Here is a 21,291-nt window from a genome sequence, read left to right as displayed (position 1 = left end):
TGAGCGCCTTGGCCCGCTGGTGACTCATTGCCGCCAGGAGCCGCACCTCAGGATCTTGCTCAGGTGCTCTACCAAATAATGGGGCTTGGCGCTGCATTGCTGGCCAAACTAGGCCAGGATAAAGAGCCTTTGCACCAGGCATTAAAGGCCACAGACCAATTGCTGGTTTGCACCGGCAACCCGGTCAATTCATTTGAAACCAACGCTTTAGAAGGATATTGCCATGAAGATTCTGCTAGTACTGACCTCACATGACCAACTTGGCGACACTGGCAAGAAAACCGGTTTCTGGCTGGAGGAATTCGCGTCACCCTACTACGTATTCAAGGAGGCCGGGGCCCAGGTTACATTAGCCTCTCCGGCGGGCGGCCAGCCTCCGATCGACCCCACGAGCGATGCACCCGAAGCGCAGACCCCGGCAACCGAACGTTTTCGCCAGGATCCAGAGGCACAGGCTCAGCTCGCCTCAACCATTCCATTGCAGGACATCAACCCTGCCGAATTCGATGCCGTTTTCTACCCGGGCGGCCATGGCCCGCTATGGGACTTGGCGAACGATCAGACATCCATTGACCTGATAGAAGCCTTCGATCGGGCCGGCAAGGCTATGGGCTTGGTGTGCCACGCCCCCGGGGCGTTGGTCAAGGTTCGCGATGCCGAGGGTCAGCCATTGGTGGCCGGGCGTAGCGTCACCGGTTTTACCAATAGCGAAGAAGAGGCGGTCGGCCTGAGCAACGTCGTGCCGTTTTTGATAGAAGATGAGTTTAAGCGCCTAGGTGGCCATTACGAGAAAGGGGCAGACTGGCAACCACATGTAGTGACCGACGGCCTCCTGGTTACCGGCCAGAATCCTGCCAGCTCGGAAAATGCCGCAAAAGCATTGCTCGCCTTGCTGACGTGAAGCCTTCCGCTCGGACAAGATAGGTATTCGACGTGAGCAGGTGACGCTGCCACCCAAGGTGAGCCGGCTCGACGCTATGGCATCAGCCGGCTCACCGTCGTCCGTAGAGGGTATTCGTGGCGAATCTAGACACGACCCTCTCCGGCCACCAAGGGCTGTAACTGCCTCTCAAACAGGCCAGCAGATTCTTTCTCAAGCTCCATCAGCGAGTTGCTCAGCAGTTCTAGAAAGGATTTGGTAAGACCGGACTGCCCCCTCTGTTTGGGGAAAATCATGCTGTAGCGGTAGGGTACTCTCGGCTCGAAACGCTTCACGATCAGGCCTAGACGTCGATAGTGCCAGGCAGTGATGGGATCAACCAATGAGACACCACTACCGGCGAGCACGAAAGCGCAGGCGGCGTAACCCAGCTGAGTCTCGATCATCAATTGTCGGCTAACGCCTTCGCGCTCAAAGACACTATCAATCTTGTGGCGGATACTCTGCTCTGAGCCAAGTGATACAAAGATTTCCCCCTCCAGATCCCGCGGCCGAATGACATCGTGGTCGGCAAGCCGATGCCCTGAGGGCAGAACACAGACCAAACGGCTATCGGCGAGAACGCTTGCCTCGATGCTCGGGTCGTTGAGTTCTATACCCGAGATTACCCCTAGATCGAAGTGCTGACTGGCCACCAGGTCAACCACCTGCTGAGTGCTGCGCACCTGCAGGGTGACTGACACGCCGGGATGCAGTTGACAGAACTGGTCGGTCAAGGCTGGCAGGAACTCTACCGACACGGCAGGCATGGAAGCGATACGCAGCGACCCCAGGTGAAACTCCCTCAGCTCCTCCGCTGCCCGGGACAGTTTTTCCAGCGAGACGAAGGCTCGTTCCACTTCCTCATAGAAGAAGCGCGCCTCCGGCGTGGGGACCAGCCTGCGCCGACGCCGTTCGAACATCTTCACCCCGATGGTCTCTTCGAAGTCGGTCAACAAGCGGCTTACAGCAGGCTGGGAGACATAAAGGATCTCCGCTGCTCCTCTGGTTGTTCCATTGATCATGACGGCCCGGAAGGCTTCGATCTGCCGGTAGGTCAATTTGGCCATGCAGGCTCTCCAAGCAAATTGATAACATCATGTTATCAACAGATACGAATAAACGATTGGATGTTATATATGACGACAGCCAAGATGTCGATGACGCTACTTCACGGCCCTGGCATACAAACACAACACGCGAGAAGGCCCTATGGAACGATTTTTTCGCTATACCTTAACCCTGCTGATCATCCTGGTGGCAGGCAGTCAATTCATCCAGGTTATCACTCGCTACCTCCTTGAGATGCCGGTCATGGGTCTCGAAGAAGCCACGCTGATCCCTACCCTCTGGCTTTATATGCTCGGCAGTGTCAACGCTTCGCGTGAGGATACTCAGATCAGAGCCAACGTCCTGGACATCTTCTTGAAGACGGACCGTGCCAAGGGCTTCCTGCAGGCATTTTCCGACACCATCAGCCTGATTATCTCGATTTGGCTGACTACTTGGGCATGGGATTACTTCAGCTATGCCTCCCGGATCGGCAAGAGCACCCCAACGCTGTATATCCCGACCATCGTCTATGAATCCGCGCTAATAGTCGGTCTGGTCCTGATGGTCGTCTTTACCCTCTGGCACTTGCTGCGCAATCTCGGCTACCTGTTGGGTATTCGCCAAAAACCCGACCAACCCTCTAGCGACCCCGATTATCCCGAAACTGCTGAGGTTCAGGAATTCAAGGTATTGGCTGATAACAATTTGGCTGATAACAATAAGGACAAAAATCATGATTGAGATAGCGCTGCTGGCATTTGCTGTACTGATCGTGTTGCTGACCCTCGGTGTCCCCCTGCCCTACTGCTTCGGTGCAGCTCTCATGGTCATGACCATGATCGGCGAATCGACGATGCGCGGCATGATGATGTGGGGATTCAGCCAGCTCACCAACCCGATACTCCTGGCAATCCCACTCTTCGTCTTTGCTGGAACGCTGATGAGCGTCAGTGGCATTGCCTCCAGCCTTCTCAGATTCGTCAACATCTTCGTGGGACGTGTTCGCGGCGGCCTGGGCGTGATGGCAACGATCAGCTGCGCCATCATCGGCGCTATTTCCGGCAGCGGTCTGACGGGTATTGCGGCCATTGGCCCCATTCTCATTCCTGAGATGGAGCGCAAAGGTTACCCCCGCGCCTACGCCACGGCGCTGATTGCAAACTCCTCGATTCTCGGCTTACTGATACCACCCAGCGTCACGATGATTGTCTATGGGTGGGTCACGGACACCTCCATACTGGCGAGCTTTCTGGCCACCCTGGGGCCGGGTCTGCTGATCATGCTCCTCTTCTGCATCGTCAACATGGTCATGTCGCGTAAGTTTGATCTGGTGCTTGACGAGCCGATGGCGTTCGACCAGAGAATCCGTGATGCCGGCCGACGCACTTTTCATGCGATACCGGCACTATTAATGCCAGTGATCATTCTCGGTGGTATCTACGGTGGCATCATGACGCCTACCGAGGCTGCAGCCGTTGCCGTCATCTATGCCCTGCCAGTGGGCTTCATGATCTATCGAGGTCTGACCTGGAGGACGCTGTTTGAGTCAGGCAAGGAGTCTGCTACCTCTATCGGCGCGATTCTGATCATGATCCTGTTCAGCTTGATACTCAGTCAGCTGTTCGTACGGGAAGGCATTCCCCAAGCCTTGGTCGAAATGATCTTCGAAATTACCGACAACAAGTTCCTTTTGTTGCTGCTTATCAATCTGATGCTTTTCGGCATCGGCATGGTGGTCAACGATATCACCGCCATCATCCTGACCGGCCCTTTGCTACTTCCCCTGATGGAAGCCCTGGGAGTCAGTCCCGTTCAGTTCGCTGCGATCATGGGTGTCAACACCGCCATGGGCGGCGTGACTCCACCCTACGCAAGCATCCTCTATCTCGGTGCCCGTATCGGCAAGGTGAAGTTCACCGAGGTAGTCAAGCCCGCCATGAAACTGATCCTGTTTGGTTACCTGCCCGTGGTGGTGCTGGTTTCAGCCTGGCCTGACCTGTCCGAGTTTCTACCCGGCCTGTTCGGCTACTGACCGGTCGCAATAAAGCGATCACGACACCCGCAATGAAAGAATGGAGAAAACAATGAAAATGCCTTCAGTTAAGATTCTGACTGCCGCTATCGCCCTGTCGGTCTCGGCAAGCACGATGGCCGAAGCTGCCACCCTGATGTTGTCGCATGTACGTCCCGAAGGGACCGCCATCGACAATGACGCCCGCGTATTCGCCGAAGAAGTAGCAGAGGCCACCGATGGTGCGGTGAATATCCGGTTGTTCCCGGCCAGTGCCCTTGGCGACTACACCACGGTCCAGGAGGGGCTTAGCATCGGTTCAGTGGATATGGCTGTTCAGCCTCCCTCCTCAGAAGTCGATCGTCGCTTCCAGCTGGCCTACCTTCCTTATCTTGTGCAGAGCTGGGAAGACGCCGAAAAGACATTCACGGCTGGCGCTCCCCTGCGTGAGACGGTCGAGCAACTTTATGCGGAGCAGGATATTCATGTTCTGGGAGCATGGCCGGTCTATTTCGGCGGGGTGGCACTGAACACCGAGGTGGAAAATGCCACCGACCCGACCGCTGAAAAGGGTGCCAGATTGCGTGTGCCACCGATGAAATCCTTCCAGCTGATGGCAGATAACATCGGATACATCGGTTCCCCCTTGCCTTTCTCGGATGCCTTTACCGCCATCCAGACCGGCGTGGTCGACGGCATCATGGGCTCGGGAGCCGAAGGCTATTACGCCTCCTTCCGCGATGTGACGCAGTATTACCTGCCGCTCAATACGCATTTCGAGATGTGGTACCTGCTGATCAATCAACCCGCCTACGATAGCTTGACCGAGGGTCAGCAAGAAGCCTTGGCCGCAGCAGCAGAGCGCTTCGAGACGAACCGCTGGGAAAATGCCGAGGCGGACCAGGCTCGCAACGAGCAGCTTCTTGAAGAAGCGGGTGCCACCATTGTCTCAGCATCGGACGAGCAGATCGCCGGGCATGCGGAAATCGTCCGCGAGACAGTATGGCCCGTGATTCTCGACGATATCGGAAGCGAATGGGCTAACGATGTGCTGGATCGCGCCGGTCGTTGATACGTTTCATGGCCCGGCCATTCGGTCGGGCTCATCGAATTTCCCGGAACGAGGCGAGGATTCACCATGACGGAAACAGCGACGCCAGGAGCACGTATCGCCGATGTCTGCCTGATAGGCGGCGGCCTGGTTGGCATGGCAATCGCACTAGGGCTGCAACGCAACGGGTTTCATGTCGCTGTGCTCGACGAGGGTGACGTGGCGTTGCGTGCCTCCAGAGGGAATTTTGGCCTGGTATGGGTGCAGGGAAAGGGAGACACCCTGCCGGAATATGCCGATATCACTCGGCTATCCGCACGGCTATGGTCCACCTTCGCTGCTTCTCTTCAGGATTCCACCGGAGTCGATATCCAGCTTCAGCAGCGTGGTGGTTTATATCTCTGCCTGACAGAACAGGAACTCGACGCCCGTGCCCGCATGCTGGGCAAAATGCACGAAGCGGCAGGCGGAGACTATCCCTACGAAACATTGGACCTGAAGCAGGTCCGGGAGAAGATTCCTGAAGTAGGGGATACGGTAGCCGGCGCCACTTGGTGTCCGGAAGATGGCCACGTGAACCCATTGCTGCTACTGCGTGCCATGACGGAACGCTTCAAGGCGCAGGGGGGCATCATCGACAACACTGGACGGGTGGAAACCATTGATCCCCGTCCCGAGGGGTTTCGTATCCGTGCACGTGCCGGTGGTGACTGGGACTGTGCTCGGGTCGTGCTGTGTGCCGGTCTGGGTAATCGTGAGCTGGCCCCACAGGTTGGTCTGTCTGCACCGTTGTCGCCCAACCGTGGACAAGTACTCGTGGGCGAACGGGTTCGTCCCTTCCTCGACTATCCCACCGGGCATGTCCGGCAGACCGGTGAGGGTACCGTCCAGATCGGTGATTCCAAGGAAGACGTGGGCTTCGACAGCGGAACCACTACCGAAGTCATGGCAAAGATAGCCCATCGTGCCATCAGGCTGTTCCCCTTGCTGCGCGATGTGAAACTGGTTCGCGCCTGGGGCGCATTGCGCGTCATGACACCGGATGGCTACCCAATCTATCAAGCATCGACCACCTATCCTGGTGCGTACCTGGTCACCTGCCACAGTGGCGTGACCTTGGCGGCCTTTCATGAAGGTCCGCTGGCTGACTGGATTGCCAGCGACCGGCACGACCCTTCTCTGGAGGTATTCCATGCCGAACGTTTCACACTTTGAACGTCTGCCCATGCGTGCTAGTGAGCCGGTGACTGTCTTCGTGGAGGGTCAGGCAATCAAGGTGGACAGTCATGATACAGCCGCCGCAGTCGTGTTGATGGCTGGTCTGGTGCCGTCCCGCACGACGCCGACAAGCGGTAGCCCGCGAGCACCTTATTGCCTGATGGGCGTGTGCTTCGAATGTCTGCTGGACATAGACGGCGTGGCCAATCAGCAAGGCTGCATGGTGAAGGTCCGCGATGGGATGCAGATTCGCCGCCAAGTCGGTGCCCGCGATATCCATGAGCCCCGGCAGGAGCCAACAACATGAGTGACCGCGACACGACCGAGTATTGTTATGACCTTGCTATCATCGGTGCAGGTCCCGCCGGAATGGCCTCCGCCGCAGAAGCGGGACAACTTGGACTAGCCACCGTCCTGATCGATGAGCAAGAAGAGGCCGGTGGACAGATCTACCGAGCTATCGAGCGAGCACCGTTAGCTGACGAGGGTGTACTGGGCAGCGACTACTACAAGGGCCGGCTGCTGCTCGAGGCCATGCAGGCATCGCACACCGACTATCTGCCTGGCACCTCGGTATGGGATGTCGAGGACGATCTGACGATAAATGTCTCTCATCATGGCCGTAGCCGGCAGGTCCGTGCTCGGAGGCTATTGATTGCGACCGGCGCCCAAGAGCGGCCGGTGCCGTTTTCTGGCTGGACGCTCCCGGGTGTCATGACCTGCGGCGCCGCTCAAGTGCTACTCAAGAATAGTGCCCTGGTGCCACCAGCACCGCTGGTACTGGCTGGCAGTGGCCCTCTCTTGTTGTTGATCGCCAGCCAGTTATCCCACGCAGGTGTGCCTATCGAGGCTGTGCTGGATACCACTCCACGCGACAACTACCTTCGTGCAGCACGATATAGCCCCGGTGCGCTGCGTAATCCCAAGTTGCTTCTCAAGGGAGTGGGCCTGCTGCGCACACTCAAGCGCTCGGGGATTCCACATATCACTGGGGTAGAAAGCCTGAGAGCCGAGTCGGGCAACGATGATCACCTAGACAGGGTGTGCTATCGTCGCAAGGGAGTGGATCATGAGCTCTATTGTCGCTCTCTTCTGGTCCACCAGGGCGTCGTACCCAACGTGCAGTTGACGAGAGCGTTAGAGCTTGAGCACCGCTGGCACGAGCAACAACAGTGCTGGCACCCAGACGTCGATGTCTGGGGTGAAACTTCGAGAGCCGGCATCTTCGTGGCAGGTGATTCAAGCGGCATTGCCGGTGCGCAGGCAGCCGAGGAAACCGGACGGCTTTCGGTATTGCAGATTGCCAAGCAGCTAGGGCAGCTGGAGGAAGGAAAGCGCGATACGCGAGCGGCACCCATTCGTCGGCGCCTGGGACCGCATCAAGCCATCCGGCCTTTCTTGGATGTCCTCTATCAACCTGCTCGATCCTTCCTTATTCCCGAGGATGACACTATTGTTTGTCGCTGCGAGGAAATCACCGCCGGTGAGCTGCGCCACATCGCAGATGCCGGTTGCCAGGGACCCAACCAGGCAAAAGCTTTCTGCCGGGCTGGCATGGGGTCGTGCCAGGGACGCCTTTGCGGGCTGACGGTTTCCCAGGTGCTCGCCGAGCGCAGCAATCAATCTATCGATGCTGTCGGCTACTACCATATCCGTCCGCCTATCAAGCCCTTGACCATCGGTGAACTCGCAGATATCGCAGACTGATTCTTTCCACTTTTTCCAGGAACCCCAAGATGACACTTTTACGCCATGAAACCGGCATCCGCATGAGCCGGGCCGTTGTACACCACGACACTATCTACCTCTGTGGCCAGGTAGCGGAGGATCGCCATGCCGATATCACCGGCCAGACCGAAACCATGCTGGCCAAGGTCGACGCCCTTCTCGAAGCTGTCGGCAGCGACCGTAATCACTTGCTCTCTGCCACGTTGTATCTGAAAGACATGGCTCTTTTCGAGGCGATGAATCGGGTCTGGGATACCTGGGTACCCGAAGGATGCGCGCCTGCGCGTGCCTGTGTCGAGGCCAGGATGGCCAGCCCCGAATTACTGGTGGAAATTTCCGTTGTCGCTGCTGTGGCCAAGTAGTTTCTTTACTCCGGCTCACCATCACCGCTCTGGCCAAGTCAGAGCGGACACCACTTAGCGGCGTGCTGGCGACGGTATGTCGGATTGTCGGTTGCCCAAAATCGTCTGAGAGGCCGAAAAACATAAATGCCGGCCCAGTGATAGTCAGTGTTGATTGGTATCCTGCAAGCTCGTCACCCCGCTACCGACAGAGCCTTTTCATGCGGTACATCTCGTCATCCGCATGGCTCAGCAGGGTATCGGCATCTTCCCCGTCAGCGGGATAACGGGCCACGCCGATACTGCAGGACGGCATTCTGATCCCGCCGAATTCAGCGCCCAACGGCTCGACCATGGCCATGCGAATCTGCTCTACCTTCTGCGAAACGGCCTCCGCTGACTGGATATCCGTCAACAGAATAGTGAATTCATCACCGCCCATCCGCGCCAAGGTATCTGTCTCACGTACGCAACCTTCCAGGCGTCGTGCCACCGTACAGAGCACACCATCACCCACCGCATGGCCATGGATATCGTTGATACACTTGAAATCATTGAGATCCACAAAAAGCAACGCCAAGCCATTCTGGTGACGATGGGCAGCACTCAGCCCTGAGTTTAGTCGATCATGGAACAGCGATCGGTTCGGCAGCTTTGTCAGTGGATCATGATGGGCGAGGAAACGTAACTCCGCCTCGGCCTGCATAAGGGCCGTCACGTCCCGCGCAACCCCGATCCGCACCTCATCCTCCTCGGACCAGCGGGCAGACCACAGGATATGAACGATACCGCCATCCTTGTGGATATAGCGGTTGCGGAAATCGAGGTGGGGCTGACCGTCCATGACCCGGAGAATGGAGGCCTGGGTGATCGCCAGGTCGTCAGGATGCATATAGTCGGTGATCGAGGTGCCGGTCAACTCGTCGGCACGGTAACCTAGCAGTGCCTCACAGGCATCACTCACCAAAACGATCTGATGGTCCCCATCGACCACGAAGACGGTGTCCAGCATCAGATGAATCAGCTTGGGGTAGAGCGATTCCAGGTCAACGGGCATAGGTCAGGATAATCCAGTTCACGTTTCTCGTTTATAGCACGACCGCGAATACTAGCGCTATCACCAGCAGCAATAAGACCAAACTATACTTAGCTCAAGAAAGGTCAGCTTGGCTTCATAGCGTTTAAGGTGACACGGGTTGACGGATTTCGCGGCGCCGCTGCCGAAATCACATCACCGGAACACCGGTGACCCAGACATGCAGATGGAAGGCGAAGATATAGTAGGCGACCAGGCCGACCACCACCGTGATGGCGGTGCGCGCCATGCTCGGAGCCTGCGTCGAGGGAGCCGGGCGACGACGTGCGGAACGGAAGTCGAACACCGCCCACAGCAGGAAGGCGCCGAAGAAGACGATATCGCCCAGCCGACCGTTGGCCAGCAGGTGGGCGAAGGCCCAAATCTTCACGGCGATGATCATCGGATGACCCAGCTTCGCCTTGAAATGGTTGCCCGGCACATAGGCCGCCACCGGAAGAATAAAGGCGGGAATCATCAGCAGCGATACGGCGTGGCGCAGGCCCACCGGTGGAGACCACACCCAGGTGGGGTCGAGGCGCATCTGTCCATAGCCCCAGATCGCCAGCGCCAGGCCGATAATCGAGACCACCGAATAGGCGGCCTTCCAAGGCAGCTCGCCCAGGCGCTTGATCTGGGCGCTGCGCCAGTCGTCGGCGACGATGCGCACCGAGTGCACCCCCAGAAAGATCAACAGGCCGAGTATCATTACGGTCATGGCAGAGACTCCATCAGTAGCAGTAGAAAGCGGACAATCCGCCAGCCTACCGCACAGGCGTGACCGCGTCGCGCGCGGCCCTTAGACTTTCCCCGCCGCGCAACGCATCATGGGGAGCTCCACCCACCACTGGCTGCAGACGACCATGGCCCTGGACACCACCACCCTCAACCGCCAGATGACCCACTTCGACGGCCACGACGCAATCTGGCTGTTCGGCTACGGCTCGCTGATCTGGAAGGTGGACTTCCCCTACCAAGAGCGGCGGCCCGCCTTCATTCATGGCTGGTCACGTCGCTTCTGGCAGGGCTCACACGACCACCGCGGCACCCCAGAGGCGCCGGGGCGGGTGGTCACCCTGGTGCGTAAACCTGGGGCGGTCTGCCACGGCATCGCCTACCGCATCACCCCGGAGGTGCTCGCGCCCTTGGATGTGCGCGAGAAGAACGGTTATCTGCGCGAAGTAGTAGCGCTGCATTTTACCGACGACAGCAGCGCCGAGGGGCTGGTCTATCTGGCCACCGAGGACAATGCCGCCTTTCTCGGCGATGCCCCGCTGGATGCCATCGCCGAGCAGATCGCCCTAGCCCACGGACCCAGCGGCCCCAACCGCGACTACCTGCTCAACCTGGCAGCCTCACTTCGCCAACTCGAAGTGGATGACCCCCACGTGTTCGCCCTGGCACGGCGCCTGGCCTACCCGGCTGACGTCTGCCCCTGAGAACCGCCACCGAGAATAACAACCCATCGCAAGGAGCGATCCTCCATGAGCGTAACACTCGATGATATCCGTGCCGCCGCCGCCCGCATCTCCGGGAGCGTCGAGCGCACCCCCTGCCTGCACTCCCACACCCTGTCGCGCATCACCGGCTGCGAACTCTACATCAAGTTCGAGAACCACCAGTTTACCGCCGCTTTCAAGGAGCGTGGCGCGCTGAACCACCTGCTGAGCCTCAGCGAAGAAGAGCGTGCCCGCGGGGTGATTGCCATGTCCGCCGGCAACCATGCCCAGGCGGTGGCCTACCATGCGGCCCGGCTTGGCATCCGCGCCACCATCGTCATGCCCCGCCATACCCCCAACCTCAAGGTGCGCAACACCCGCGAACTCGGCGCCGAGGTGCACCTGGAGGGCGAGGACGTCGCCGAGGCCGGCGAAGTGGCCTGGCGTCTCGCCGCCGAGCACCACCTGGTATTCGTGCACCCCTACGACGACGAGCGCATCATCGCTGGGCAAGGCACCGTCGCGTTGGAAATGCTCGAGGAGGTGCCCGACCTCGACGCCCTGGTGATCCCCATCGGCGGCGGCGGACTGATTGCGGGCAACGCCATCGCCGCCACCGAGCTCAAGCCGGGCATCGAGGTAATTGGCGTACAGACCAAGCGCTTCCCGGCCATGCAGCAGGCGCTTGCCGGTGAAGCGATCCAGTGCGGCCACGCCACCCTCGCTGAGGGCATCGCGGTCAAGCAGCCCGGCAGGCTCACCCTGCCCATCGTGCGCGAACGGGTACACGACATCGTGCTGGTCGACGAACCCGAGATCGAGCGCGCCATCCTGCTGCTCCTGGAGATAGAGAAGACCGTGGCCGAGGGCGCCGGCGCCGCCGGACTCGCCGCAGTGCTGGCCGACCCCGAGCGCTACCGCGGCCGCAAGGTGGGCCTGATCCTGTGCGGCGGCAACATCGACATGCTGGCGCTCGCCTCGGTGATCCAGCGCGGGCTGGTGCGCACCGCCCGCATCGTGCGGGTGCGGGTGGCGATTCCCGACGTGCCTGGCGCTTTGGCCGAGTTGACCCGGCTGCTCGCCGACCAGCGCGCCAATGTGATTCAGATCGCCCACCAGCGCACCTTCACCGACCTCGCCCTGCGCGCCACCGAGGTGGAGGCCACCCTGGAGACCCTTGGCAGCGACCACACTCGCGAGGTGATCAAAGCGCTGCGCAAGGAGGGCTACGACCCGCTGCTGCCGGCCAACGAGGTGCATCCCGACGAGCGCTGGTCGACCCATCTCCACGCTTAGTCCAGCGCCCCCTTCTGCGCCCTACTGCTTTCTGCGCGTAGCGTCATGCCGGCGGCAGGCGTACCCTAATACCTACTGAACATCGTTACGATCATCACCGATCGATCACCACAAACAGGGAACCGTGATGAGCAACAAAATCCGCGTCAACGCCCCTCTCGTCATCCTCCACGGCGACGAGATGGCACAGGTAGCCTTCGAGAAAATCCTCGATACCTTCGTGACCTCACGACTGGATATTCCGCTGGTGGAAATCGACCTCTCGGCCGAGAATCGCATGGTCACCAACGGTCAGGTGATCGTCGACGCCATCGAGGCACTCAAGGAGCATGGCGTCGGCATCAAGAATGCCGGCATGACGGTCAACCGAACCCAGCTTGGCGAGATGCTCGACAAGCACCCCAAAATCGACGGCACCCGCCTGCACCCGCTGGCCACCAAGTCGCCCAACGGGGCCATCCGCAAGGGCATCGGCGGCAACATCACCCGCGAAGACATCGAGTTTCGCAACCTCAAGGTCTCGCGACCGGAGTGGACCGGACGCGATATCGAGGTGGACACCATGGACACCGGCGGCATCAAGGACAGCTTCAACGAGCTCTCCCGCGCTACCGGCGTGGTCAAGCTGATGTTCGTGGGGGAAAGCGGGGACCCGGTGGAGCTGCATCGTCGCGAGGTCAACAAGGGCGACCCCTGGCTGCTGGCCACCAACGACGTGGAAGACGTCAAGGCCTGGGCCCACCGCTTCTTCCAACGCGCCATCGACGAGAAGCGCGACATCTATCTGGGCCTCAAGGACACCGTAATCGCCGGCTACGACGGCGTGATGCGCGCCGCCATCGAGGACATCTTTGATCGCGACTACCGTGCGCAGGTGGAAGCGCTGGGGCTGAACTACCACTACGAGTTGATTGATGCCCAGGCTGCCCGCCTAGTCGCCAACCCGCCGGAACGCGCCCTGTGGGGCGTGCCGGACAACACCACCGGCCGCAAGCTCTACAAGCTGGTGGAGCAGCTCAAGCGCTACGGCATTCCCGACCGCAAGGCCCAGGTTTCCATCTCGCGCATGAGCGCCGGTGGCGGTGACCAGTACGGGAGCTTCAACGCCCCCACCTCGGAAGACGGCATCCTCAAGGTGATCGTCGACGGCGAGGAGAAACATGCGCGCAGGGTCAAGAAAGGCGACCCCATCTTGCTGATGTCCAACGACCAGGCGGCGATCAAGGACTGGGTGTTTCAGGTATTCCGCGACGCCTCGCGCAAGGAGAAGGAGGTCTACTTCGGCCTCAAGCGCGAGTACATGGAGTATGACGAGGTGTTCAGCACGGCGATCACCGACGTGCGCCGTGAGCTCGCCGAGACCGGCACCCCGCCGCCGTCGTTCATGATCATGCGGCCCTCCAGCCAGCTCACCAAGATGATCACCGACCCGCCCCGCAACGCCCTCTATCCGGCGCAGAACCTGGACGGTGACATCTTCTCCGATATCTCCGCGGCCTTGGGCGGTAGCCTGGCCACCGCCAGCTCGATCATCGAGAGCAAGGACGGCACCATGCTGTTCGAGGCGCCCCACGGCACCGCCCACGATCTCTACCTCACCTACCTTGAGACCGATGGCAAGCAGGCGCACTTCAACTCCTCGGCCCTGCTGTTCGCCGTGGCCAACGCCCTGGAGACCCTGGGCGAGCGCCAGGAAAACAATGCCCTGATCGACTACGCCCATCGTCTCAAGGCGGCGCTGATCGATACCGTGGACGCTGGCATCATCACCGGCGACCTCAAGGGCAAGACCAACGACCCGGAAGGCGAGACCCTGGTCGACATGAACGGCTTCCTCGACGCCGTGGCCAGCCGACTGTAACCGTCTCACGCGTTGCCGAACCCACCGGGGCCTGTCTTGGCGCAGGCCTCATCATGGCCCTCGACGATCAGGGCCTAAAGCTCACTAGGCGAAAGCGTCTGGCTCAAGTATCTACGCCCTAAAACCATTACTGCCCAGAAGCAGGCATAGCAACGTTGCGACCATTACGTTTGGCGCGGTAGAGAGCACCGTCGGCACGGCCAAGCAATTGGTCAATAGACTCTTCAGGCAGCACTTCGGCAATGCCCAGAGAAATCGTTACGCGGCCCACTTCCTTATCTTTCAGCATAGAAACAGCGCGGCGCAGACGCTCAGCAAGCTCCATTGCGGTGGGCATGGGCGCATGGATAACCACTAGAAACTCTTCACCGCCCCAGCGGATAACCGGGTCGCTTGGACGTACCTGCTCTTGCAGTGTTTTGGTAACTTGCTGAATGACACGGTCACCAGCCAAGTGGCCGTAGGTGTCGTTGACGGCCTTGAAACAATCGATATCGCAGATGATAACGCTAAGTGGACGCTTCTCTTCGCGGTAAAGATAATAAGCCTTCGCTAATTCTTCATCACCGGCTCGGCGGGTTAAAAGTCCCGTCAATTTATCCTCTTCCGCCATGGCAATGAGGGCTTTTTCGCGTTCAACAATTTCATCCACTTGCCAAGATGTACTAATAAAGTGGGTATAGCGGCCTTTTTCATCCTGCACGGGGGCAATGCTCTGCTCAACGTAGTAGCAGCTGCCATCTTTGCGTCGGTTAACAAAACGCGCCTGGAATGGCTGGTTTTTTTCCAAGGTTTGCCACATCTTGCGATAGAATGCCGCGCTTTGTTCGCCAGAATTCAGAAAGGCGGGTGTTTGTCCGAGCGATTCCTCGGCAGAATAACCGGTTAGCTTTTCGAAGGCGGCATTGACGAACACGATGCACTCTTTTTCATCCGTGACGAGCACAGGGTCACTGGCTTGATTAAGTGCTTTTACCAGCATATCCCGCTCTCTTTCAGCTTTGATGCGGGAAGTGATGTTCTGCTGCACGGAAACAAAATGCGAAAGTTTGCCATTTTCGCTGAAGACAGGCGATACATTCCAGCTCACCACGTAGGTTTCACTGTCCTTACGATAGTTAATGGCACTGCCTTCCCAAAACGTACGTTTCTCCAGCGCTTGGCGCAGCGAGGCGATGACATCAAGGTTTGTCTGGGGACCTTGCAATATCCGTGGCGAGCGACCCAAGAGCTCTTCGCGCTTGTAACCCGTCATTTGGCAAAATGCTGGATTACAGTATTCAATAAAAGGTCCGCCATTATTAAAATCAGCATCCGTAATCAGCACGGCGTTATACGCCTGCTCAGAGGCCAGGGCAATCAGCTGAGTTTTCTCGGCATTTTCTTGAAGCATCATTGAGCAACTCTTTTTGCATGATAGTGTGACTTACTGCTCCCCGTATCTCTCTGATGAAGCAGAAAGGCTCTCGGGACGATCAGAAATCCTCTCCCGAAGTGCATCAGTCCGCACGGTGGGGAGTATCAGGATTGAAGGAGATTCACGAGAGATCCTCAGCGTGTGATCCAGAAGCTTCGCCAGCAGCCTATCACCAGTACTGACGCGCTGTTACGGAGACTTGGTTGTGGGTCCCTATCTTACACTCTGTCTGAAAAATACTCTGGCTGCAAAGTCGGCCCGCATGCAACGCTCGATGCAGGCCAGGCTTTGGACGGCGATGTATTCTGCGACGGGCTATGATCGGACACATGCCGTGACGGACGCAGTAGCGACCTGACATCGCATAACAGGTGCCACTTGGTTGTCAGCCCGCCGTGCAAGCCAATGAGTAGGACCATCCTCAGGGTGTTCAGCTACGCAGTGAGAACGGGTTTATGCGGATTTTTGCTAACGTGCCCCTGCCGATTCTGGCAGGGGCGCTAGTAGGTAATGAGTTGTGCTAACCGACGAAATCAGACATCGATATGAGTAACTCGAATCGGCAATCCCTGACGTACAGCAGCACCACTGATGGGTTCCAGCCAGGTGCCGGCCACGCTACGGGTGGGATCCTTAAAGCCCAGGTTATTGATATTGATGCCGGCGCGTAGCCACTCGAGGTCGGGTTGGGACTCGCCGTCGATCACGTGGGGGGTGGCCCCCAGATCACGGTGGCCGTAGCCGTGCTCGATGCCCAGAGCACCCGGCATCACGCCCTCACCCACCAGCGCCAGGGCAACCACGCTGCCGCCGGGACTCTCGATGCGGATGGTGTCGCCATGGGATATACCGAAGCGCTCGGCGTCCTGGCGGTGCATCATCACCGGGTTGTAGGGCTTGATCATGCGCAGTCGCTCGAGACCGATAGCATAGGAATTCATCAGGTTCGATTTGAACGAGAACGCCAGCAGCGGCCACTCCTCCTCGGTGAATACCTCGCGCATGGCGCTGCCGTCGGCCAGCTTCGGCATACTGTAGAAGGGTACGCCTCGGTTGAGCTCGCCGTTGCGGGTGTCGATGCTGGTGCCTACCTGCTCGTTGTAGACGCACAGGGTGCGCTTCCAGGCACTGGTGAGGTTTTCGCCCTTGAAGTGGTCTTTGAAGTCCTCGAAGCGGCCGCCGCGAGCATAGAGGTAGGCCACCGGACCGTGCTCTTCGGGCTTCAGGGTACGCTCGATGCGCGGCATCAGCGGGGCTAGGCCTGCGTGGACAATGTCGCTCTCGTCGGCGGCGGGCAGCGGCTCACCCTGCATAGCCACGTTGGCAGCGGCCCGCAGGTAGAAGTCTTCGGCAAGGTGAAGCGGATGCAGGTTGCCCTCAGCGTCGGGGATCGCCTCGTCGCCGAAGCCGGCCAGGCCCAGCCGCTTGGCCACGGCGATGAAGAAGCTGTCCATGGAGACCGGCTCGCCTTCTTCGCTTTTCTGCTGGCGCGGCTCCACCACTGGCCAGCAGGCGGTGGTCATCTTGCCCAGATTGCCCTTCCAGGCACTGGTAAACCCCCACACTTCGTACATCACCGAGTCCGGCACGATGTAGTCGGCGTAGCGGTTGGTCTCGTTGAGGAAGCCGTCGATGGCCACGAAAAGCCCCAGGCGCTTCGGGTCCTTGAGCTTGTCGGCGATCAGCGCCTCAAGGCCGGCCTGGCCGTAGATGGGATTGGCCATGCAGCCGATCACCGCCTTGATCGGGTAGGGGTAACCATCCAGCGCCGAAGGCAGGTGCTCGGTAAGGGTGGGCGGTGCGAGGGAGCGCCAGGGCGCGCGAGCCGGATAGGGGTTTTTGCCGGCGGCCACCTTGCGCTGGTACTCGGAGGATTTCTCGTAGGGAAAGCGTGAACGGGAGAGGAACACGCCCTGGGGCCCGCGCTTGCCGGGAAAGTTGGCCAGGTCGTAGCGGGGACCTTCTCCCACGCCATTGAACTGGCCGCCGCCCACGGCGCTGCCGCCCTTGCGGTTATGGTTGCCGGCCAGCACATTGAGCATCTGCATCCCGAAGGCGGCGTAGAAGCCGTGGCCGGACATCATGCCGCCGTGAGAGTTGGTCACCGCTCGGCGGCCGTGACTGGCGAAACGCCGAGCCAGGTCGACGATGGTGTCCTCAGGGATACCGCAGTGCTCGGCGTAAGTGGCCAGGTCTTGCTCGTTCGCTGCATCGCGCAGCAGAGTCATGCTGCTCCTAACGCGTAATGTCTCGCCGTCGGCCAGCGCCACTTCTCGGTTGACGAACAGCTCGGCGGCCATCACCGAGTCGCTTGCCACCAGCTCGCCATCGGCCACTACCATGGGCACGTCAGCCTCGCTGCCGGCCTCGGCCTGGTTCAGGTCGCTGGCGCGCAGGAAGCGGCCACGGCGCGGGTGGCCCTCGGTGTCGATCACCAGGTGGGTGGCGTTGGTGTGGGTCGCTTCATTGGCGGCATCAGCGGCGGGCTGACCGGGCAGTTCGAGGAACCCCTTGGCATAGCCCTCATTGTTGAGCAGCCACTGGATCATGCCCATGGCCAGGGCGCTGTCGGTACCCGGGAGGATCGGTACCCAGCGGTTGTGATCGGCGGCGTGGGAAACCGAGGCGTTGAGGCCCGGATCGACCACCACGTAATCCAGGGTACCGGCGGCACGCGCCTGGGCAATCAGGCGGCCCTGGCGCTTGAAGGGGTTGCCGGCCTGGCTGGGAGCGGTACCCACATAGAGGATGAAGCGGGCATTCTGGATGTCCGGCTTGGTATGGGCATTCTTGGCCAGGTCATCCATCACTGCACCGGAGCCCATGCGATAGGCCAGACCGCAGTAGGAGCCGTGATGACCATAGTTACGTGTAGCGAAGGCGTTCATGGTGAACCGCTTGAGCAGCGCGGAGCGGCCATAGTCGGTGGCCTCCATCACCATCAACTGGTTGGCCCTGGGGCCGTACTCCGGGTTCTCTGGGTCAATCAGGGTGTCATGGTCGTGGATGGCGCGTAGCCCATCCACTTCACCCTCGCCGAACAGGTCGCCGCCCTCGCAGACCTCCTCGATTAGCTGCTCAAAGGAGATCTTCTGCCACTCGCGGCCGCCGCGACCGCCCACCCGCTTGAGGCAGTGGGTCACACGGAAAGGGCTGTCGATCTGCGCCATCATGGCGTTGCCGCGTGCGCAGGCGGTGGAACGGTTCTGCTGACCTTGGTCGCCGTAGGCGCTTAGCCCGCGCAGGGCATCAACCACCGGGGTGCGCATCGGCAGATGCTCGTCGGAGGATAGCGGGTTGTAGGGATTGCCGGAGACGCGCAGCACCTGATCTGTGGCCTTGTCCACGCGCACCCGTACGCCGCACTTGGTGGTACAGCCGTAGCAGACGGTGAAGGCCACACGCTGATCCGGATTGAGAGTCAGCTCGCCACTCTGCGGGTCGACGGTGTATTCCGGCACTAAGGAGTTGTCGTGGATGCGGTGGTTGGGCTTCTCTCCCGCGCTGCCGGTGACGCCCTTGCCCATCTTGAGCAACGGGTCAGAATAGCCGGCGGCGAAGGTAGCGACACCGCCAGCGGCGACAGCGCCTTTCATGAAGCGGCGACGTGACTTATCCATGGCTGGACACTCCTTCAGTAGTATTTGCAGCGTTCTGAGTGACGGCATGTCCAGGGGAGACATCGGTAGCACTGCCGCCCTGGCGGGCCTGGCGCCAAGGCACAAAGAGGTCGATCAGCAGGATAACGGCGAGCCACAGGCCGAAGGTGCCGACAATGCCCAAGATGCCGGAGGAACCGGCGGGGATGCCGTAATGGTGGAAGCCTGCGCTGTGGCGGGCCACGGTCTGCACATCCATCAGTACTACCCAACGGAACATCCAGCCAACATGCAGGGCCACCAGGCCCAGTAGCCAGGCCCAGGCGTAGAGTGCTGGGCGGCGCGGTGCAGGACGAGTGAGTAGGTAGAGCACGGCGCCGAACAAAGCCACACCGGTCAAGCCGCCCCACAGGGCAGTACTGCGCCACTCGGCGCTGCCGCGCACGGACTCCATGGCCGCAGCTACGGAGCCGACGTCGGCGTTGATACCGTCGAGGAACCAGCTGCCGGCGACCAGGCCCGCCACCAGGCAGGCGCCCAGCATCACCTTGAGCATCTGGCCACTGACCACGGTGCAGCGCTCACCCATTACACGATTGAGTAATAGAATCAGCCCAGCGGCGGCGATAAAGCCGGTAGCCACGAACATCGGTGGCAGCCAGACGGTATTCCACAGCGGGCGGGCCTTGACGATGGCCACCTCGGCACCGGTATAGAGCATGATGCCGGTGGAGAAGACCAGGGTGCTAAGACCAACGAGTACCAGCAGGACAGGTGGCGTGGGAGAGTCACCCAACGACAGCCAGCGGGAAATGAAGCCGGCAATGCCAGGCGCCTGTCGATTGGCCTGCAGCGCCGGGCGCCAGGCCAGCCACGTTAGAACGATCACGCCCACCACGTAGAGCGGCAAGATCAGGCTGCCTACAGACATCCAGGAGTGAGTGTTGGCATAGGCGTAGAAGTGCCAGAAGCGCAGCGGCTGGTGCAGATCGGCGAGCAGAGCCACCGGAGCTAACAAGGTGGTGGCCAGGCAGGCCAGCAGCGCCAGGCGTGCGGTGGGCAGCCACTTCTGCTTGCCGAATACCAGCGCCGGTGCTGCCAGCCACAAGGTGGCGTAGGAAAGTGCGATCATAAAGAAATACTGCACCGCCCAAGGATACCAGGCGATGTCATAGCGCGGAGCGAGCAGTTCAATGGTGGAATTCATAGCCCATCTCCTTGCCGTGGGGATCGAGGACTTCCAGAGCTACCGGCTCAGCATGGGGACGGGTGACAAAACGCTCGTCCATACCGAGGTAGAAAACCTGGGGCATTGTGTGCTTTTCAGGCTGCAGCACCATCAGCTCGTCGCCATGCTCACTGATCATGCGGCTGATCTGGCTGGCGGGGTCGCGCATGTCGCCAATAATCCGAGCGCCGCCCACGCAGCTCTCCACGCAGGCCGGCAGCAGGCCGGCTTCCAGGCGGTGAGCGCAGAAGGTGCACTTGTCGGCGGTCTGGGTGCGCTCGTTGATGAAGCGAGCGTCGTAGGGACAGGCGTTGACACAGTAGGCACAGCCCACGCAGCGGTCGCTGTCCACCACCACGATGCCGTCCTGGCGCTGGAAGGTGGCCTCCACCGGGCAGACCGGCACGCAGGGCGGGTTCTCGCAGTGGTTGCAGAGCCTGGGCAACATGAAGGTGGCAACCTCGCCGGTCTCCTGGTGCTCCACCTCATACTGGGCGACGGTGGTGCGGAAACTGCCCAGCGGTGCGGCGTTCTCGATGTGGCACGACACGGTGCAGGCCTGGCAGCCAATGCACTGGCGCAGATCGATAAGCATACCGTAGCGCTTGGTGGGGTCGCCTTCACGGCGGGGTGGCTGCTGATTAATGCCCGCGTTGGCAACGCTCGATAGCGGTACCAAGGCAGCCCCCGCACTCAGGCGGGCCAGCTGGCCGAGAAGTGAGCGGCGAATGGGATCCATAGCGCCTCCGGTGGCCGATGAAGAAAGTGCTCCGCAGTAGTGCGAGAGCGTTCGATGCCGGTAGGCTACCCTGCCCAGACCCGTGTAACTTGACATACATCAATTAAACGTTAGCAGGCTTTTAATACTCACTTAATCCACCTATAAACATTTGATTAAAAAGTATTTTTAGACGACCCTGCGTTCAAAAATGTTTTACCAACATGGAGCAAGTTTCTGTCCACCTGCCATGCTCTCTCTCGGGAGCCTGATGATTGTTCGTCCCTTCCCCCCACCAGTTACTGTCGTGGTCAAGTCAGAGAGGACACAGTTTCAA

At 59.9% G+C, this 21,291-nt stretch carries 19 protein-coding genes and 1 pseudogene; 13 read left to right on the top strand and 7 right to left on the bottom strand.

What is annotated here, in order from left to right:
• The first annotated feature begins 63 nt into the window (after positions 1–63).
• Both DU506_RS21925 and DU506_RS08290 read left to right on the top strand, forming a co-directional pair.
• Positions 64–255, top strand: a complete 192-nt coding sequence (locus DU506_RS21925) for a hypothetical protein (protein WP_220254325.1) — start codon at positions 64–66, stop codon at positions 253–255.
• On the top strand, positions 224–901 hold the full coding sequence (locus tag DU506_RS08290; protein WP_114486472.1) for a type 1 glutamine amidotransferase domain-containing protein: 678 nt from the start codon (positions 224–226) through the stop codon (positions 899–901). The genes DU506_RS21925 and DU506_RS08290 overlap by 32 nt, the downstream gene beginning before the upstream one ends.
• A gap of 125 nt (positions 902–1,026) precedes the next feature.
• Here the strand turns inward: DU506_RS08290 and DU506_RS08285 are convergent, their stop codons facing one another.
• On the bottom strand, positions 1,027–1,989 hold the full coding sequence (locus DU506_RS08285; protein ID WP_114486471.1) for a LysR substrate-binding domain-containing protein: 963 nt from the start codon (positions 1,987–1,989) through the stop codon (positions 1,027–1,029).
• Positions 1,990–2,131: 142 nt separating this feature from the next.
• Here DU506_RS08285 and DU506_RS08280 point away from each other — a divergent pair, with 142 nt between their 5' ends.
• The 8 genes and pseudogenes from DU506_RS08280 (at position 2,132) to DU506_RS08250 (ending at position 8,342) form a co-directional block, all read left to right on the top strand.
• Positions 2,132–2,713 carry a TRAP transporter small permease gene (locus tag DU506_RS08280; protein ID WP_114486470.1) on the top strand — a complete coding sequence of 194 codons (582 nt, stop codon included), beginning with the start codon at positions 2,132–2,134 and terminating at the stop codon, positions 2,711–2,713.
• Positions 2,706–4,004, top strand: a complete 1,299-nt coding sequence (locus tag DU506_RS08275; protein WP_114486469.1) for a TRAP transporter large permease — start codon at positions 2,706–2,708, stop codon at positions 4,002–4,004. The genes DU506_RS08280 and DU506_RS08275 overlap by 8 nt, the downstream gene beginning before the upstream one ends.
• Positions 4,005–4,056: 52 nt before the next feature.
• Positions 4,057–5,055, top strand: coding sequence for a TRAP transporter substrate-binding protein DctP (gene dctP, locus DU506_RS08270; protein WP_220254324.1), 999 nt, complete (start codon positions 4,057–4,059; stop codon positions 5,053–5,055).
• 66 nt (positions 5,056–5,121) lie between these two features.
• Positions 5,122–6,249: an NAD(P)/FAD-dependent oxidoreductase gene (locus DU506_RS08265; RefSeq protein WP_114486468.1), complete on the top strand. Its 1,128-nt coding sequence runs from the start codon at positions 5,122–5,124 to the stop codon at positions 6,247–6,249.
• Positions 6,227–6,559 carry a (2Fe-2S)-binding protein gene (locus tag DU506_RS08260; RefSeq protein ID WP_114486467.1) on the top strand — a complete coding sequence of 111 codons (333 nt, stop codon included), beginning with the start codon at positions 6,227–6,229 and terminating at the stop codon, positions 6,557–6,559. The genes DU506_RS08265 and DU506_RS08260 overlap by 23 nt, the downstream gene beginning before the upstream one ends.
• Positions 6,556–7,473: pseudogene (locus DU506_RS08255) on the top strand (NAD(P)/FAD-dependent oxidoreductase); the annotation flags it as partial. The gene DU506_RS08260 and the pseudogene DU506_RS08255, both read left to right, overlap by 4 nt.
• Positions 7,474–7,545: 72 nt before the next feature.
• On the top strand, positions 7,546–7,959 hold the full coding sequence (locus DU506_RS22770; protein WP_415843581.1) for a (2Fe-2S)-binding protein: 414 nt from the start codon (positions 7,546–7,548) through the stop codon (positions 7,957–7,959).
• A gap of 29 nt (positions 7,960–7,988) precedes the next feature.
• On the top strand, positions 7,989–8,342 hold the full coding sequence (locus DU506_RS08250) for a RidA family protein (RefSeq protein ID WP_114486465.1): 354 nt from the start codon (positions 7,989–7,991) through the stop codon (positions 8,340–8,342).
• Positions 8,343–8,523: 181 nt separating this feature from the next.
• On the opposite strand, the gene DU506_RS08245 is transcribed toward DU506_RS08250, so the two are convergent.
• Together DU506_RS08245 and DU506_RS08240 are read right to left on the bottom strand one after the other, a co-directional pair.
• Positions 8,524–9,378 (bottom strand): sensor domain-containing diguanylate cyclase, encoded by an 855-nt coding sequence (locus tag DU506_RS08245; protein ID WP_114486464.1) that lies wholly within the window; start codon positions 9,376–9,378, stop codon positions 8,524–8,526.
• A 169-nt stretch (positions 9,379–9,547) separates the two neighbouring features.
• Positions 9,548–10,114 carry an NnrU family protein gene (locus DU506_RS08240; protein ID WP_114486463.1) on the bottom strand — a complete coding sequence of 189 codons (567 nt, stop codon included), beginning with the start codon at positions 10,112–10,114 and terminating at the stop codon, positions 9,548–9,550.
• 145 nt (positions 10,115–10,259) lie between these two features.
• Between DU506_RS08240 and DU506_RS08235 the strand changes: the two genes are divergently transcribed.
• From DU506_RS08235 to DU506_RS08225, 3 genes are all read left to right on the top strand, one after another.
• Positions 10,260–10,835 (top strand): gamma-glutamylcyclotransferase, encoded by a 576-nt coding sequence (locus DU506_RS08235; protein WP_114486462.1) that lies wholly within the window; start codon positions 10,260–10,262, stop codon positions 10,833–10,835.
• A gap of 45 nt (positions 10,836–10,880) precedes the next feature.
• Entirely contained in the window at positions 10,881–12,131 is a 1,251-nt protein-coding gene (locus DU506_RS08230) for a threonine ammonia-lyase (RefSeq protein ID WP_114486461.1), read from the top strand.
• A 127-nt stretch (positions 12,132–12,258) separates the two neighbouring features.
• Positions 12,259–13,992, top strand: coding sequence for an isocitrate/isopropylmalate family dehydrogenase (locus DU506_RS08225; RefSeq protein WP_114486460.1), 1,734 nt, complete (start codon positions 12,259–12,261; stop codon positions 13,990–13,992).
• Between the two features lie 127 nt (positions 13,993–14,119).
• Here the strand turns inward: DU506_RS08225 and DU506_RS08220 are convergent, their stop codons facing one another.
• The 4 genes from DU506_RS08220 to dsrO form a co-directional block, all read right to left on the bottom strand.
• On the bottom strand, positions 14,120–15,388 hold the full coding sequence (locus DU506_RS08220; protein WP_220254323.1) for a sensor domain-containing diguanylate cyclase: 1,269 nt from the start codon (positions 15,386–15,388) through the stop codon (positions 14,120–14,122).
• A gap of 554 nt (positions 15,389–15,942) precedes the next feature.
• Positions 15,943–19,029, bottom strand: coding sequence for a molybdopterin dinucleotide binding domain-containing protein (locus DU506_RS08215; RefSeq protein WP_114486459.1), 3,087 nt, complete (start codon positions 19,027–19,029; stop codon positions 15,943–15,945).
• A complete protein-coding gene (gene nrfD / locus DU506_RS08210) occupies positions 19,022–20,215 on the bottom strand; it encodes an NrfD/PsrC family molybdoenzyme membrane anchor subunit (protein ID WP_114486458.1) in 1,194 nt (397 codons plus the stop codon). Before nrfD ends, DU506_RS08215 begins: the two co-directional genes overlap by 8 nt.
• Complete coding sequence (gene dsrO / locus DU506_RS08205) at positions 20,199–20,975, bottom strand: sulfate reduction electron transfer complex DsrMKJOP subunit DsrO (RefSeq protein ID WP_114486457.1); 777 nt, start codon at positions 20,973–20,975, stop codon at positions 20,199–20,201. Before dsrO ends, nrfD begins: the two co-directional genes overlap by 17 nt.
• Positions 20,976–21,291 lie beyond the last annotated feature (316 nt).

The organism is Vreelandella rituensis (assembly GCF_003336665.1).
GTDB lineage: Bacteria > Pseudomonadota > Gammaproteobacteria > Pseudomonadales > Halomonadaceae > Vreelandella > Vreelandella rituensis.
The sequence above is the reverse complement of the archived record's forward strand: the minus strand, read 5'-3'. Positions and strand labels throughout refer to the sequence as shown.

Excerpts from the sequence above, each read along its gene's own strand:
- DU506_RS08290 (WP_114486472.1), top strand. The coding sequence starts at position 224 with ATGAAGATTCTGCTAGTACTGACCTCACATGACCAACTTGGCGACACT.
- DU506_RS08285 (WP_114486471.1), bottom strand. The coding sequence starts at position 1,989 with ATGGCCAAATTGACCTACCGGCAGATCGAAGCCTTCCGGGCCGTCATG.
- DU506_RS08280 (WP_114486470.1), top strand. The coding sequence starts at position 2,132 with ATGGAACGATTTTTTCGCTATACCTTAACCCTGCTGATCATCCTGGTG.
- DU506_RS08275 (WP_114486469.1), top strand. The coding sequence starts at position 2,706 with ATGATTGAGATAGCGCTGCTGGCATTTGCTGTACTGATCGTGTTGCTG.
- dctP (WP_220254324.1), top strand. The coding sequence starts at position 4,057 with ATGAAAATGCCTTCAGTTAAGATTCTGACTGCCGCTATCGCCCTGTCG.
- DU506_RS08265 (WP_114486468.1), top strand. The coding sequence starts at position 5,122 with ATGACGGAAACAGCGACGCCAGGAGCACGTATCGCCGATGTCTGCCTG.
- DU506_RS08260 (WP_114486467.1), top strand. The coding sequence starts at position 6,227 with ATGCCGAACGTTTCACACTTTGAACGTCTGCCCATGCGTGCTAGTGAG.
- DU506_RS08250 (WP_114486465.1), top strand. The coding sequence starts at position 7,989 with ATGACACTTTTACGCCATGAAACCGGCATCCGCATGAGCCGGGCCGTT.
- DU506_RS08245 (WP_114486464.1), bottom strand. The coding sequence starts at position 9,378 with ATGCCCGTTGACCTGGAATCGCTCTACCCCAAGCTGATTCATCTGATG.
- DU506_RS08240 (WP_114486463.1), bottom strand. The coding sequence starts at position 10,114 with ATGACCGTAATGATACTCGGCCTGTTGATCTTTCTGGGGGTGCACTCG.
- DU506_RS08235 (WP_114486462.1), top strand. The coding sequence starts at position 10,260 with ATGGCCCTGGACACCACCACCCTCAACCGCCAGATGACCCACTTCGAC.
- DU506_RS08230 (WP_114486461.1), top strand. The coding sequence starts at position 10,881 with ATGAGCGTAACACTCGATGATATCCGTGCCGCCGCCGCCCGCATCTCC.
- DU506_RS08225 (WP_114486460.1), top strand. The coding sequence starts at position 12,259 with ATGAGCAACAAAATCCGCGTCAACGCCCCTCTCGTCATCCTCCACGGC.
- DU506_RS08220 (WP_220254323.1), bottom strand. The coding sequence starts at position 15,388 with ATGATGCTTCAAGAAAATGCCGAGAAAACTCAGCTGATTGCCCTGGCC.
- DU506_RS08215 (WP_114486459.1), bottom strand. The coding sequence starts at position 19,029 with ATGGATAAGTCACGTCGCCGCTTCATGAAAGGCGCTGTCGCCGCTGGC.
- nrfD (WP_114486458.1), bottom strand. The coding sequence starts at position 20,215 with ATGAATTCCACCATTGAACTGCTCGCTCCGCGCTATGACATCGCCTGG.
- dsrO (WP_114486457.1), bottom strand. The coding sequence starts at position 20,975 with ATGGATCCCATTCGCCGCTCACTTCTCGGCCAGCTGGCCCGCCTGAGT.